Here is a 14,544-nt window from a genome sequence, read left to right as displayed (position 1 = left end):
ATCCTGCTGCATAAAAAAAAGGGAGAAACTTTCGCTCCTCCCTTTTAATAGCTAAGGCTATTTATATTATCCTTTAGTACGAACTTTATGTCCGGCTACAGCAAAATACCAGATGTATAAGTAACAAGGCAGCACACTTACAAAAAATGCCAATTGGAAGTCCATGTGTAAATAATCTTTCAGGTAACCGTAAATCAATGGCCAAACCGCACCACCTGCAATACCCATGACCATAATCGCTGATCCTGTTTTAGTGAATTTACCAAGTCCTTTGATTCCTAGAGGGAAGATTGCCGGCCACATTAATGAATTCGCCAGTCCTAATAAACCTACGAAAATCACGGAAGTATAACCATGCGTTAAATATGCTGCACCTACAAAAATCACCCCTAAAATCGCACAGATTTTTAAGGCAAACTGCTGGGTAATGTATTTAGGGATTACAATAATACCCACCACATAACCGACCAGCATACTCGCTAGCGTAAGGGTGGTGAAGTACTTGGTAATATCGGCACTGATGCCTAATGATTTTCCATATACGCCGATGATATCACCCGCCATTACCTCTGCAGCTACATAAACGAAGATACAGAATGCACCAAGGAAAAGGTGTGGGAATTGGAAGATGGAAGTTTTTGTCACTTTAACTTCTCCTTCAATTACTTCATCTTCTTTATCGACGTCAACTTCCGGCAGGTTTGAATATTTAATAAATATGGCAAAAAGTGTGAATACAATCGCCAATACTATATAAGGTGTATGCACACGCCCTAAAACTTCCTGTAATAATAGTTCACGTTCTGCAGCTGTAGTGGCTATATCAGCGATTTTGCTTTCAATTGCACTTGCATTTTTAAGGAAAATAGTTCCCATTACAATTGGCACAATCACACCAGCAAATTTATTACATAGTCCCATGATGCTCATGCGTTTTGCCGCACTTTCTATTGGACCGATGATGCTGATGTAAGGGTTAGAAGCCGTTTGCAATAGCGAAAGGGCTGCTCCCTGGATAAAGATACCTGTTAAGAACAAACCAAAACTTCTGCTGTCTGCCGCAGGGATAAAAATTAAAGATCCGAATGCCAAAATCAGTAAGCCTATAATAATTCCGTTTTTAAATCCCAGTTTTTTTAAGATCCATGAAGAAGGAAGGGATAGAAAGAAGTAAGCGATGTACGAGGCGAAGGTGACCAGGAAAGCTTCAAAATCTGTTTTAAGTCCGCAAGCTATTTTCAGAAAGGGAATTAAGGTACTATTGGCCCAGGTTACAAAGCCAAAAATGAAGAATAAAGCCCCAATGGTTACAATGGGAGAAATGACTGATTTTTGTGTTTGGTTTGTCATGATTTAGTTTGTGTGGTTTTAGATATCAATTTTTTGAAGTTTGGTTAGTATTTTTATCAAAATCGAACATAAAAGTTCCTAAAAATATAGAATTCTCTGGAATAACAAGCTTATATTGATAAATCGATAGAAAAATAAAACAAAAAGCAGGCGATAGTTGTATTTTATGCCTTTCTACTGAACTTTAGCTTAACATGTTACGTCCAAAGTATTTTTAATTACATTTGTCATATTAATCAACAACCCCAATTAATGAAACATACAATCAATGAATTAGAAGATATCGCTTCTCAAGTAAGAAGAGATATTGTTAGAATGGTGCATGGTTGCCAATCAGGCCACCCCGGAGGATCATTAGGATGTGCAGACTTTATGACTGCATTGTATTTTGATGTGATGAACCACACTACTGATTTTAAAATGGATGGAATAGGAGAAGATATATTTTTCCTTTCTAACGGACATATTTCACCGGTTTTCTATAGTGCGCTGGCTAGATCAGGCTATTTTGAAGTTACTGAGCTGGCTACATTCAGAAAATTAAATTCAAGATTACAGGGACATCCAACTACACATGAGCATCTTCCAGGTATCAGAATTGCTTCCGGATCTTTAGGTCAGGGCATGTCTGTAGCGATTGGGGCTGCACAAGCGAAGAAATTAAATAAAGACCATTCCACAGTTTATGTGTTATTAGGGGATGGAGAATTACAGGAAGGCCAAAATTGGGAAGCCATCATGTATGCACCATTCAATAAGGTTGACAATTTGATTGCTACTATTGATTATAATGGACAGCAAATTGATGGTCCTACTGAAAAAGTACTTTCATTAGAGAGTTTACAAGCTAAATTCGAAGCTTTCGGATGGCATGTGATCACGTCTAACGGTAACGATATGGCTGATATTGTGAAAGCTTTACACTATGCTAAATCTTTAACCGGTAAAGGCAAACCGATTTTAAACTTGATGAGTACTATCATGGGTAATGGTGTAGATTTCATGATGGGATCACACAAATGGCATGGTATTGCTCCAAATGACGAGCAATTAGCCGCAGCATTAGCACAATTACCTTCTACCCTAAAAGACTATTAAGCATGAAAAAGTACACATATACTGAAAAGAAAGATACCCGTTCTGGTTTTGGAGCAGGATTACTTGAAGCAGGACAGAAAAACCCGGAAGTAGTTGCACTTTGTGCGGATTTGGTAGGTTCTTTGAAAATGGATGCCTTTATTAAAGAATTCCCTGAGCGCTTTTTCCAGATTGGTATTGCCGAAGCAAATATGATCGGTATTGCTGCTGGTTTAACCATTGGTGGTAAAATTCCTTTCACAGGAACTTTCGCCAACTTCTCTACAGGAAGGGTTTATGACCAGATCAGACAGTCTGTTGCTTATTCAAATAAAAACGTAAAAATCTGTGCTTCTCATGCTGGTTTAACACTAGGTGAAGATGGGGCAACTCACCAGATTTTAGAAGATATCGGTTTGATGAAAATGCTTCCAGGCATGACTGTGATCAATACTTGTGATTACAACCAGACTAAAGCGGCAACTATTGCAATTGCTGAATATGAAGGTCCTGTTTATTTACGTTTCGGCAGACCAGTAATTCCTGTATTTACTGATCCTGATCAGAAATTTGAGATTGGTAAAGCATGGATGGTAAACGAAGGTACTGATGTGACGATCGTTGCTACCGGACACATGGTTTGGAAAGCAATTGAGGCTGGTGAGCAATTGGCAGAATTGGGTATTGATGCAGAAATTATCAATATTCACACGATTAAGCCATTGGATGAAGCTGCAATCTTAAAATCTGTGAAGAAAACAGGTTGCGTAGTGACTTGCGAAGAGCACAATAAATTTGGTGGTCTTGGAGAGAGTGTAGCCAGATTATTGTCGACAGAACTTCCTTCACCTCAGGAATTTGTAGCCGTAAATGATAGCTTCGGGGAAAGTGGTACTCCTGATCAATTGATGACAAAGTACGGTTTGGATACGATCAATATCGTTGAAGCTGTTCAAAAAGTAATGAAAAGAGCCAATAAATAAGCCCTAACAGGCGTTTAATATATCTGTCCATATTAACAGATTAAATACTATAAATGAAGCAGGTTGAAGATTCAGAAATTTTAGAGAAATTCTCCAGTAAGGAGACTCGTAATGAAGCCTTTAACCTGCTTCTTCAAAAGTACCAGCAAAAGATCTACTGGCATATCCGCCGGTTGGTGATCGACCATGATGATACGGATGACCTGGTTCAGGAAGTTTTCGTGAAAGTCTGGAAAAATCTGGAGAAGTTCCGCAGCGATTCCAAGTTGTATACCTGGATCTATCGCATCGCCACCAATGAATCTATTACTTTTCTGAATAAAAAGAAACAACGCAACAATACGCCATTGGACGATGTTTCTGAAGAACTGGCGGAAAGCCTGGTCGCTTCTTCTTATTTCAATGGGGATAAAATCCAGATGAAATTACAGCAGGCATTGTTGACCTTACCGGAAAAACAACGGCTCATTTTTAACATGAAGTATTTTGACGACCTTAAATATGAAGAAATTGCGGAGATCACGGGAACCAGTGTAGGTGCCCTAAAAGCCTCTTTTCATATTGCAGTAAAAAAAGTGGAAACTTTTATGCTAAATGAGGACATCACCTTTTAAACCTTTTGCTCTGAAATGTATCAATACTTATGCAATGGAAAATGATTTAGAAAATAGCGAATGGATGAACGAAGCCCCTCAGCTGGCCGGCTTAGACCTGAAACATCCTTTTTCTATTCCAGAAGGGTATTTTGAAGGACTGCCAGCAAACATTCATGAAGCGATATTTTTGGATGATTTGAAAACAAGCAGCCCAGAATCGGGCTTCAGTATGCCGGAAGGTTACTTTGAGTCGCTTTCTACGAAGATTCAGGCAGAAGTGGTTGGGTACACCGTACCTCCCGATTATTTCCAGCAACTGCAGGCCAGGATTGCTGCAAAAACAACGGAAGAAAAGGTCACAAAAACCATTCGACTATGGCATTCTAAGTCATTAAAATATGCATCCGCTGCCTGTTTTGTATTGGTGAGTGCCTTGAGTGTATATTTTTATCAGAATGCAAACCCAACTTCAGCACTTCCGCTTTCTGCTGATGCCGCAACAGAACAAATGCTTTTTGATATTGACGAAAGTACCATCATAGAACATATTCAATCTAATCGCCTAACGCAGGAACAACCTTCGGTAGCAGATGCTGATTTAGAAAACTATATTCTCAGCAACTACAGCCAAAATGAAATTGCTTCGGATCTATAATTTTTGATCTCTTCATCAACTAATAAAATAATACCCTAATGAAAAATATAATTATTGCCTCCATGCTTTTTATGCTGCCTTTCTTTGCTTCCGCACAGAAGCCTGGCGATAGGTCTGCTGAAATCGAATCCTTAAGAATTAGCTATTTAACACAGAAACTAGACCTTTCTGAGGAAGAAGCGAAGATCTTTTGGCCGATATATAATGAATTTCAAAAGGAACAATCTGCTTTGCGTAAAGAAAGAGCTCAAAATATGATCAGTTTTAGAAAAAGTACTGAAATCGATGATTTATCAGATACAGAAGTACAGAATCTGATTGTGAATGAACTGAATTTTAAACAAAGAGACCTCTCCATTGAGAAAAAATATTATTACAAATTGAAATCAAGCCTGCCTATTAAAACCGTAGGAAAATATTACCGTGCTCAGGAGACTTTTAAAAGAGAACTCCTATCGAGATACAAAAATGGCAGGCCTGAGCGGAATTAATTTGTATTTTTGTGTATGCTTACACAACGTCAATTATTCCTTCAACATAACGCCCAAACTACACTAGAGCCACTTCTTTTAGAATTTACTAAAGCCAGCGGTATGTATCTTTATGATACTGCAGGCAAAAAACACCTGGATTTAATTGCCGGTATTGGTGTGAGTAATGTTGGCCATTGCCACCCTGCTGTAGTAAATGCGGTGAAGGAGCAAGTGGAAAACTACATGCACATCATGGTTTATGGCGAATTCGTTCAGAGTCCGCAGGTAAACTTTGCTAAAGCTTTAGCAGATGTGCTCCCAAGTCATTTAAACTGTACTTATTTCGTTAATTCCGGTGCAGAAGCCGTAGAAGGCGCCATGAAACTGGCTAAAAGATATACCGGTCGGCCGGAAATCATTTCCTGCCATAATTCTTACCATGGCAGTACTCAAGGCGCTTTAAGCCTAATGGGTAACGAAGAATTCAAACAAGCCTACAGACCATTACTTCCCGATATCCGGTTCATCAATTTTAATGTGATCGCAGACCTGGATCTGATTACAGAACGTACTGCCGCTGTATTTATGGAGACCGTACAAGGTGAAGCTGGTCTTAGAACTGCCGATAAAGCCTATTTTGAGGCGCTAAGCGCAAAATGTAAGGCTACAGGCACCTTATTGGTCCTGGACGAAATTCAATGCGGTTTTGGACGTACTGGAAAGATGTTTGGCTTTGAACATTACGGAATTGCTCCTGATATTCTTTTACTGGCCAAAGGAATCGGTGGCGGTATGCCAATTGGTGCATTTATCAGTTCTACGGAGATCATGAGGGCCTTGGCAACAAATCCTATTTTAGGACACCTGACTACCTTTGGCGGCCACCCAGTGAGCTGTGCAGCAGGTTTAGCCACTTTGCAAACCATCCAAAAAGAAAACATTGTAGATGGTGTAGAAGAAAAAGGAGAATTATTTAAAAAACTATTGGTTCACCCTGCCATCAAAGAGGTACGTGGAAAGGGTTTAATGATGGCTATTGAATTTGAGAACTTTGAGATTAATAAAAAAATCATTGATGCCTGTATTGCCGATGGTGTGATCAGCGACTGGTTTTTGCATTGCAGCAATTCTATGCGTGTAGCTCCGCCATTGATCATTACAAATGAAGAAATTGAATATGCCTGCGAGGTGATTCTAAGAAATGTAGCAGCAGTAGTTGCTTCCGCTTAACTCATTTTTTGCCTTTTGATCAGATAGGCCTCCAATATAGGTTGAAATCCAGCTGCAATATCGGCATCGATCATGTCGATTTTGTATTGGCTGCATTTCAGCTGGATGGCCTGTCTGTATTTACTCATTCTGCTGAGGTATTCTGTTTTCAAACTTGCAGCATGCGCTTTAATCGTCGCACCCGTTTCCATATCTATAAATTCGTAAGGCCGGTTTTCAAATTCGAAATCTACTTCCCTTGACTTATCCGTTACATTAAAGATCACCACTTCATGTTTGTTGAATTTCAAGTGCTGAAGCGCTGAAAATAACCTTTCCAGATGCTCCTCTCCCTGATTACTATTCAGCATATCACTAAAAATCACAACTAATGAGCGTTTATGGATCAGTTCTGCCACCTGGTGTAAGGCTTGTGCCACATTGGTTTGCAGGTTCATTTCTGATTTATTTAAGGCTTGCTCGAGCTGACTGAACAGGTATTTCTGATGGGCAGTGGTTGATTTAGCAGGGGTATTCAGTAATAAATGATCGGAAAACAAGCTGAGCCCGAAAGCATCTCTTTGTCTTTTCAATAAATAGATCAAAGCAGCAGTTGCCTGTATAGAAAAGTTAAGTTTATTATATTCTCCCGAAGGGAAGTACATGGAAGATGAAACATCCACAATAAACTGACAACGCAGATTGGTTTCTTCTTCGAAACGTTTGCTGAAGAGTTTATCTGTTTTAGCAAAAAGCTTCCAGTCGATATTTTTTACATTATCTCCTACATTGTACAGTCGGTGTTCCGCAAATTCCACAGAAAAACCATGAAAGGGGCTTTTATGAAGGCCGGTTATAAAGCCTTCTACCACTTGTTTGGCTAATAATTCAAGATTGCCATGGAAAGAGATTCCTTGCTCATCGATTGGATACTGCATAGGGTAAATATAAAAAAAGCGTTCATAAATCTATGAACGCTTTTTTAACTAGTATATGTTGAGTTGATTACAACTGTGCATCTAATTTTTGTGCCAATACTGATTTTGGAACAGCACCAACTTGTTTATCTACAACTTCACCATTTTTGAAGAACAATAACGCTGGAATGTTGCGGATACCGAACTGAGTAGAGATTTGAGGGTTGTTGTCCACATTTACTTTACCTACGATCGCTTTTCCTTCGTATTCTTTTGAGATCTCGTCTACTACTGGTCCTACCATGCGACATGGACCACACCACTCTGCCCAAAAATCAACCAAAACGGGTTTATCTGATTTTAATACAACTTCCTCGAAGTTTGCATCTGTAATTTCCAAAGCCATAATTCTTATTTTTTTAATTAGTTTTTTATTGTATCGTCTATTAGTTTGAATCGGCAAATCTAATCTTTAAATCCAAACTCTACGCAAAGATATAATCAATTGTAATGCCATCATCCTGACAATGCCAAAATGACATTAGTTCAACTTAGGATTTACATTCAAAGCAGTTAACTGCTCCAAAAAGTCATTATTAGGATTAATCTTCAATGATTTGGAAGGCAATTTTACATTTACGTTCTGTTCTCTATCATAAACATCAAACAGCAGCTGACAATTCTGGTGGTCGGTGCTGGCTTTATTCTCTTCGAGTATCGCGTTGATTTTCAGCATAAAATCATCAGTAATCTTTTCAATAGGTACTTGAATCGTTACACTTTTTGCCAGTTTATCACGCAACTCAGACAATAAGTGAATGGAAGTAATTTTGAACTCCCAATCTCCTTCTTTTCTGAAACGTTCTCCTACCCTACCTCTGATTTGCAGGAAATAGCCATCGGTCAGGAATTGTTTAAATTTGATGAAATCATCACCAAACAGCGCCAATTCACAGGTATCTTCATAGTCTTCGAACACAATTGTTCCGAAAGGCTTTCCGGTTTTGGTCATTCTTTGTGCAGAAATCACCACCAAACCACCCACTACAAGTTCTTTATTTTTGATGCCTTCAAACTCTGCAAGTACTTCCTCGGTAGAGTCGCCGGTTCTGATCTTATTGACTACAGAAAGGTGTCTGACTTTATGCTGGCAAAATTCTTTAAGCTCTAATTTATAGTTATCGAGCGGGTGACCACTTAAAAAGATACCGATGGCGTCTTTCTCATATTTCAACCTGTCGATCAGGCTCCATTCCGGAGATACGGGTAAACTAGGTTCATACACCATATCGGAAGCTGTTCCACCAAATAAAGAGGATTGTGCAGAAGATTCGTTGTTCTGGAAATCATTCGCAAACTTGATCATCTTCTCTATACCATTCATTTTATCGTTGATGCCGACAAAGAAATACTGCGCTCTATGGTAGCCGAAGCCATCAAAAGCACCGCTATAGACAAAACTTTCGTAAGCTTTCTTATTGACGGTACGGGTATTGGAACGTTTGGCAAAATCGTATACACTCTTATACTGGCCGTTTTCTGTGCGCTCTATAATGATACTTTCTACTGCTTTTTCCCCTACACCTTTAATTCCCGAAAGGCCAAATCGTACTTGTCCGCTGGTATTTACGGAGAATTTAGTACCCGACTCGTTCACATCAGGCCCCAATACAGAAACGCCCATCTGCTTGCATTCTTCCATAAAGAAGGCCACCTGTTTGATGTCACTCATATTGTTGGAAAGTACCGCAGCCATATATTCTGCAGGGTAATGTGCTTTTAAATAGGCGGTTTGGTAAGCAATCCAGGCATAACAGGTAGAGTGGGATTTGTTGAAGGCATAAGAAGCGAATGCTTCCCAATCTTTCCAGATCTTCTCTAATATGGTCGGATCATGTCCCTTTTCTGCAGCCTGAGCTACGAATTTAGGTTTCATTTTATCCAGTACATCCTTTTGTTTCTTACCCATCGCCTTACGTAATACGTCGGCCTCACCTTTGGTAAATCCAGCAAGTTTCTGGGAAAGTAGCATCACCTGCTCCTGGTATACGGTAATTCCGTAAGTTTCTTTTAAATATTCTTCGCAGGCGTCAAGGTCATATTTGATCTCTTCTTCTCCATTTTTCCTGCGTACGAAAGATGGAATATACTCCAGTGGTCCTGGGCGATAAAGTGCATTCATGGCAATTAAATCTCCGAAAACGGTAGGTTTCAATTCCTTCATGTACTTCTGCATCCCGTTAGACTCGTACTGGAAGATTCCGATGGTTTCTCCCCGCTGGAATAGCTCATAAGTCTTCGCATCGTCAATCGGGAAGTTGTCCGGATCGAGGTCGATCTTATGTCTGAATTTAACCAGTTTTACCGTGTCTTTGATCAGGGTTAATGTTTTTAGCCCCAGGAAGTCCATTTTCAACAGACCGGCACTTTCTACAACGGAGTTGTCGAATTGGGTTACATACAGGTCTGAATCTTTAGCGGTGGCTACCGGTACAAAGTTGGTAATGTCGCTCGGTGTAATGATCACCCCACAGGCATGGATTCCTGTATTTCTTAGCGAGCCTTCCAGGATTTGTGCCTGCTCCAGTGTTTTTGCACCCAAATCGTTGGCACCTGCCAAAGATTTTAACTCTAACACCTTTTCATATTCATCTGCCCGAAGTGCGCCTTTCAGGCTCTTCTCATCCAGTGTGAATATTTTCGCCAGTTTCATATTGGGAATCAACTTGGCGATCTTCTCTGCTTCATAAAGTGGCAGATCCAATACCCTTGCCGTGTCCTTAACGGATGATTTGGCGGCCATGGTACCATAGGTGATGATCTGTGCCACCTGGTTGGCTCCATATTTATTGATTACATAGTCCATTACCCTTCCACGGCCCTCATCATCAAAGTCGATGTCAATATCTGGCATGGAAACACGGTCTGGATTCAGGAAACGCTCAAATAGCAAATCGTATTTGATGGGGTCAATATTGGTGATCCACAAACAATAGGCTACTGCAGATCCTGCGGCAGATCCCCTTCCCGGACCTACTGACACGTCGAGCTCCCTGGCCTTGGCAATGAAATCCTGTACAATCAAGAAGTATCCCGGATATCCGGTCTTCTCAATCGTCTGTAATTCGAAATCCAGACGTTCGGCAATGTCGTCCGTAATTATTCCGTACCGTTTTTTCGCTCCTTCATAAGTCAGGTGGCGTAAATATTTGTTTTCCCCTCTTTTACCACCATCTTCTTCATCCTCTTTTACAAGGAATTCTTCAGAAATATCGAACTTAGGTAAAAGGACTTCACGGGCAAGTTTGTAGATTTCTATTTTATCTACAATTTCCTGTATGTTGATAATCGCTTCTGGTAAATCAGCGAAAAGGTTTTTCATTTCTTCAGGAGTTTTGAAATAATACTCCTGGTTTGGTAAGCCAAAACGGTATCCACGGCCACGGCCAATTGGGGTAGCTTGTTTCTCTCCGTCTTTTACACACAATAAAATATCGTGGGCATTGGCATCTTTTTTATTGATATAATAGGTATTGTTTGTGGCAATCACCTTTACATCGTGTTTTTTAGCCAGTGCAACTAATGAAACATTGACAATATCTTCATCTTCCTGGCTATGGCGCATCACTTCGATGTAGAAGTCTTCACCAAATTGTGATTTCCACCATAACAATGCTTCTTCTGCTTGTTTTTCACCAAGGTTCAGCAATTTGCTGGAAATCTCCCCATATAAGTTACCAGACAAGACGATGATGTCTTCTTTATATTGCTCTATAATAGCTTTATCAATGCGGGGGATATAATAGAATCCTTTTGTATAAGCGATAGAAGACATTTTTGCCAGGTTATGATACCCTTGCTTGTTCTTCGCCAGTAATACAACCTGGTATCCGTCATCTTTTCTTTTCTTATCCAAATGGTCGTCGCAGACAAAGAATTCACAACCAACAATGGGTTTAATAATGACCTCATCCGGTGTTTCTCCTTTTTCTATCGCTTCCTTATTCCTGGCTTCCACTCCTTTATTGTGGTTCAGGATCTGCGCCACGAAATGGAAAGCACCCATCATATTCGCATGATCGGTCATCGCTACTGCAGGCATTTTATGTGCAGCTGTGGCTCTGATTAGAGAAGGAATATTGATGGTAGATTGCAGTACAGAAAATTGCGTATGGTTGTGCAAATGGGCAAAAGCGACGTTGGCCAGTTCCTGCTTGTTCTCCTCCAGCGTCTTTTTAGATACTTTCGGAGCTTCAGTTTTTTGCAGCCGTTTTCTGATTTCATCAGAAGCAGACTTAAGGTTTACATGGTTTAAACCTATCCTTTCAATCGTTCCTGGATTTTGCCTGTTAAAGGCCGGGATATAATTGGCATCCGCCTGTAATTGCTCCAGTGTAAATACCTCCATTTTGATCAGCTGCAAAAAGCAACGCGTGGTGGCCTCCACATCCGCCGTAGCATTGTGGGCTTCTGAAAATGGGGTTCCAAAAAGGTATTGGTGTAATTCTGTAAGTGTAGGCAGTTTAAATTTACCTCCGCGACCACCTGGAATCTTCAATAACTCTGCAGTTACTTCGGTACAGGTATCGAGCACAGGCATGGTGCTCATTGGACTTTCTATCCCTAAACGGTGAAACTCACAACCCATGATATTGACATCAAAGCCAATATTTTGTCCAACAACAAACTTAGATTTTGACAGCGCAATATTAAATTTCTCTAATACTTCTGCCAGAGAGATACCTTGTTCGGTGGCTAATTCAGTAGAAATACCGTGGATTCGCTCTGCATCATAAGGTATATTGAAGCCTTCAGGTTTTACCAGGTAATCCTGATGTTCGATCAGATTTCCAAGCTCATCATGTAACTGCCAGGCAATTTGAATACATCTGGGCCAATTATCCGTATCGGTAATCGGCGCATTCCAATTGCGTGGCAATCCCGTCGTTTCGGTATCAAAAATCAAATACATAGCTAGGTAATTAGAAAATCGTCTTTTTAGAAATCAATATGATTGATCAAAAATACAGAAATTTCAGTTCTCCCAGTAATTGAAGCAGGGAATTTTATCCAGAATGGCGGTAATTTTTACATAGAATGGACTGCCGGAATTGGCCCGGAAGATTTGTGTTCCTGAGAAACTAGTTTACTGGTATCGTAACCCTTTTTCTGACAGCGGTCTATGATTTCCACGAGTAATTTTTCAGGAATATTGGGCTTCCTCGCCATAATAAAAAGGTATTTGAATTTTGGATGGCCAACTACTACATAGGAGTAATCCTCAGCAAGTTCGATCACCCAGTAATCCACTTTTACCGGCCAGATAAATTCGGCTTTAAAGCGGGCATTTCTACTTCCACGTACCACAAACAGCTTGGATCTGAAGTACTTTTGTTTGTCCTCACCCTGCACTTTATAACCAGTAAAAACAGCATAATAGCCATCCGGATGGATCACATAGGTCTCCACCGTCTGGCGCCAATGTTTGTCAATGAAAGTGGGAATCGAATATAAAGAGTACCACTTCCCTGCATACGACATGATATCAACTTTTTCTACAGGTACATTATCCATAATAGGTTCCATTTGTTTGCGACTATTAAGCAAATGTAAATTCTTTATCATAAAACCAGCAAGGTTGAAGAAAGTTTTAAAAAGCGTTTTTTAAACTGACCTAAATTTATAACTTCGGCAGGAGGCGTCACCAGGTTGGCTTTGCTTTAAAAATTAATTATATTGTAAATTACTTTATCAATGCGCATTTAAAAACAATAGATTTAACCCCTGTAATCAAGCTCTATGCTTGTTGCTATTAAAATAAAATTAGATTCATTATGAAAATAACGGTTGTAGGTGCCGGCGCTGTAGGTGCCACTTGTGCAGATAATATTGCCAGAAAAGAATTAGCAGAAGAGCTTGTTTTATTAGACATCAAAGAAGGTTTTGCAGAAGGCAAAGCGATTGATATGATGCAAACGGCCACTCTATTGGGCTTTGATACAAAAATAAAAGGGGTTACAAATGATTATAGTCAGACTGCAGGATCAACAGTAGCAGTGATTACTTCAGGTTTACCGCGTAAACCGGGAATGACCCGTGAAGAACTGATCGGAATCAATGCGGGCATCGTGAAAGGTGTGGCAGAAAACATTCTTAAATACTCTCCAGAGGCGATCATTATTGTGATCAGTAACCCGATGGATACCATGACCTATCTGGCTTTAAAATCACTAGGATTACCTAAAAACAGAATTATCGGTATGGGCGGAACTTTAGACAGCGCCCGCTTCAAATATTATTTAAGCGTAGCCTTAAATTGCAATTCAAATGACCTCCAAGGTTTTGTAATTGGCGGTCATGGCGATACCACCATGATTCCATTAACACGTTATGCCACTTATCAGAGTTTACCAGTTACAGAATTACTGGATAAAGCAACTTTAGACAAGGTAGCGGCAGATACCATGGTTGGTGGTGCTACACTAACTGGTCTTCTAGGCACTTCTGCCTGGTATGCACCAGGAGCTGCAGGTGCTGCTTTGGTAGAAAGTATTGTGCGTGATGAAAAGAAATTATTTACCTGCTGTGTAGCCCTTGATGGCGAATACGGTCAGCAGGACATCTGTTTAGGTGTTCCTGTAATTGTTGGCCGCAATGGCTGGGAAAAGGTAATTGACTATAAATTGAATGAGGAGGAACAAGCTTCCTTTAATAAAAGTGCAGATGCCGTTCGTGCCATGAACAGTGTTTTACATGACATGAAACTAGTATAAATTTGATGAGAACGATTGCTGTTCCCTTAACCTTAATAAATCTACAAGATGACGGTTTCCACCTTTTGGTGGAAATTGTTGTTTTTGGGAAGAAGTGTTTTGCTGTTTTAGACACAGGAGCCTCCCGTTCCGTTTTTGACATGTCCTTGATTAAGAAAAACATTTCCGAACTTGCTTATAGTGAGGAAACCCAGGCTACTACCCTTTTTGCTACCTCCAGCACGATTCAAGCCACCATTCCAAAAATTAAAATGGGCAGGTTGCTCATTCATGACTATGAAACTGTAGCCCTGGATCTGGAAAGTGTGAACCAGGCTTATGAACAAATGGGACACCCTATGATTGCCGGCATTATTGGCAGTGATGTGCTGATGAAATACCAGGCAGTGATCCATTATAAAAAGCTGAAGCTATTTTTATACAGCGAATAAATCGCTTCTAAGTTTTCAGAAAAAACTTCTTAATAGGCTCTCCATAAGAAAGAATTCCTACTTGACATTAAGCCCTCTAA

General features: G+C 40.0%; 13 protein-coding genes. 8 read left to right on the top strand and 5 right to left on the bottom strand.

Features of this window, described 5'->3' with window-relative positions; genetic code table 11:
• Window positions 1-66: 66 nt before the first annotated feature.
• Entirely contained in the window at window positions 67-1,350 is a 1,284-nt protein-coding gene (locus tag K7X70_RS14170) for a sugar MFS transporter (protein WP_222537649.1), read from the bottom strand.
• Between the two features lie 231 nt (window positions 1,351-1,581).
• Between K7X70_RS14170 and K7X70_RS14165 the strand changes: the two genes are divergently transcribed.
• From K7X70_RS14165 to K7X70_RS14140, 6 genes are read left to right on the top strand one after another with little or no spacing between them, the layout of a single operon-like run.
• Window positions 1,582-2,448, top strand: a complete 867-nt coding sequence (locus tag K7X70_RS14165) for a transketolase (RefSeq protein WP_281032188.1) — start codon at window positions 1,582-1,584, stop codon at window positions 2,446-2,448.
• Between the two features lie 2 nt (window positions 2,449-2,450).
• Window positions 2,451-3,410, top strand: coding sequence for a transketolase family protein (locus K7X70_RS14160; protein WP_062550264.1), 960 nt, complete (start codon window positions 2,451-2,453; stop codon window positions 3,408-3,410).
• 53 nt (window positions 3,411-3,463) lie between these two features.
• On the top strand, window positions 3,464-4,024 hold the full coding sequence (locus K7X70_RS14155; protein ID WP_062550265.1) for an RNA polymerase sigma factor: 561 nt from the start codon (window positions 3,464-3,466) through the stop codon (window positions 4,022-4,024).
• A gap of 34 nt (window positions 4,025-4,058) precedes the next feature.
• Window positions 4,059-4,661 carry a hypothetical protein gene (locus K7X70_RS14150; protein ID WP_222537647.1) on the top strand — a complete coding sequence of 201 codons (603 nt, stop codon included), beginning with the start codon at window positions 4,059-4,061 and terminating at the stop codon, window positions 4,659-4,661.
• Between the two features lie 38 nt (window positions 4,662-4,699).
• The gene (locus K7X70_RS14145) at window positions 4,700-5,152 is read left to right on the top strand and encodes a hypothetical protein (protein WP_222537646.1); all 453 of its coding nucleotides are present in this window, start codon (window positions 4,700-4,702) and stop codon (window positions 5,150-5,152) included.
• Between the two features lie 15 nt (window positions 5,153-5,167).
• Complete coding sequence (locus tag K7X70_RS14140) at window positions 5,168-6,364, top strand: aspartate aminotransferase family protein (RefSeq protein ID WP_222537645.1); 1,197 nt, start codon at window positions 5,168-5,170, stop codon at window positions 6,362-6,364.
• Here the strand turns inward: K7X70_RS14140 and K7X70_RS14135 are convergent.
• From K7X70_RS14135 to K7X70_RS14120, 4 genes are all read right to left on the bottom strand, one after another.
• Window positions 6,361-7,281 carry a DUF58 domain-containing protein gene (locus K7X70_RS14135; RefSeq protein WP_222537644.1) on the bottom strand — a complete coding sequence of 307 codons (921 nt, stop codon included), beginning with the start codon at window positions 7,279-7,281 and terminating at the stop codon, window positions 6,361-6,363. The two genes, K7X70_RS14140 and K7X70_RS14135, sit on opposite strands and share 4 nt — an antisense overlap.
• 67 nt (window positions 7,282-7,348) lie before the next feature.
• On the bottom strand, window positions 7,349-7,666 hold the full coding sequence (gene trxA, locus K7X70_RS14130) for a thioredoxin (protein ID WP_062550270.1): 318 nt from the start codon (window positions 7,664-7,666) through the stop codon (window positions 7,349-7,351).
• A 135-nt stretch (window positions 7,667-7,801) separates the two neighbouring features.
• On the bottom strand, window positions 7,802-12,232 hold the full coding sequence (dnaE, locus tag K7X70_RS14125) for a DNA polymerase III subunit alpha (protein ID WP_222537643.1): 4,431 nt from the start codon (window positions 12,230-12,232) through the stop codon (window positions 7,802-7,804).
• Window positions 12,233-12,348: 116 nt separating this feature from the next.
• Window positions 12,349-12,846, bottom strand: coding sequence for a lipocalin family protein (locus tag K7X70_RS14120; RefSeq protein WP_255607198.1), 498 nt, complete (start codon window positions 12,844-12,846; stop codon window positions 12,349-12,351).
• 248 nt (window positions 12,847-13,094) lie between these two features.
• Between K7X70_RS14120 and mdh the strand changes: the two genes are divergently transcribed.
• Together mdh and K7X70_RS14110 are read left to right on the top strand one after the other, a co-directional pair.
• Entirely contained in the window at window positions 13,095-14,033 is a 939-nt protein-coding gene (mdh, locus tag K7X70_RS14115; RefSeq protein ID WP_222537642.1) for a malate dehydrogenase, read from the top strand.
• Between the two features lie 5 nt (window positions 14,034-14,038).
• On the top strand, window positions 14,039-14,464 hold the full coding sequence (locus tag K7X70_RS14110; RefSeq protein ID WP_222537641.1) for an aspartyl protease family protein: 426 nt from the start codon (window positions 14,039-14,041) through the stop codon (window positions 14,462-14,464).
• Window positions 14,465-14,544 lie beyond the last annotated feature (80 nt).

The sequence above is a fragment of the Pedobacter polysacchareus genome (assembly GCF_019802255.1).
GTDB lineage: Bacteria > Bacteroidota > Bacteroidia > Sphingobacteriales > Sphingobacteriaceae > Pedobacter > Pedobacter polysacchareus.
This window is presented reverse-complemented; position numbering and strand designations above follow the sequence as displayed.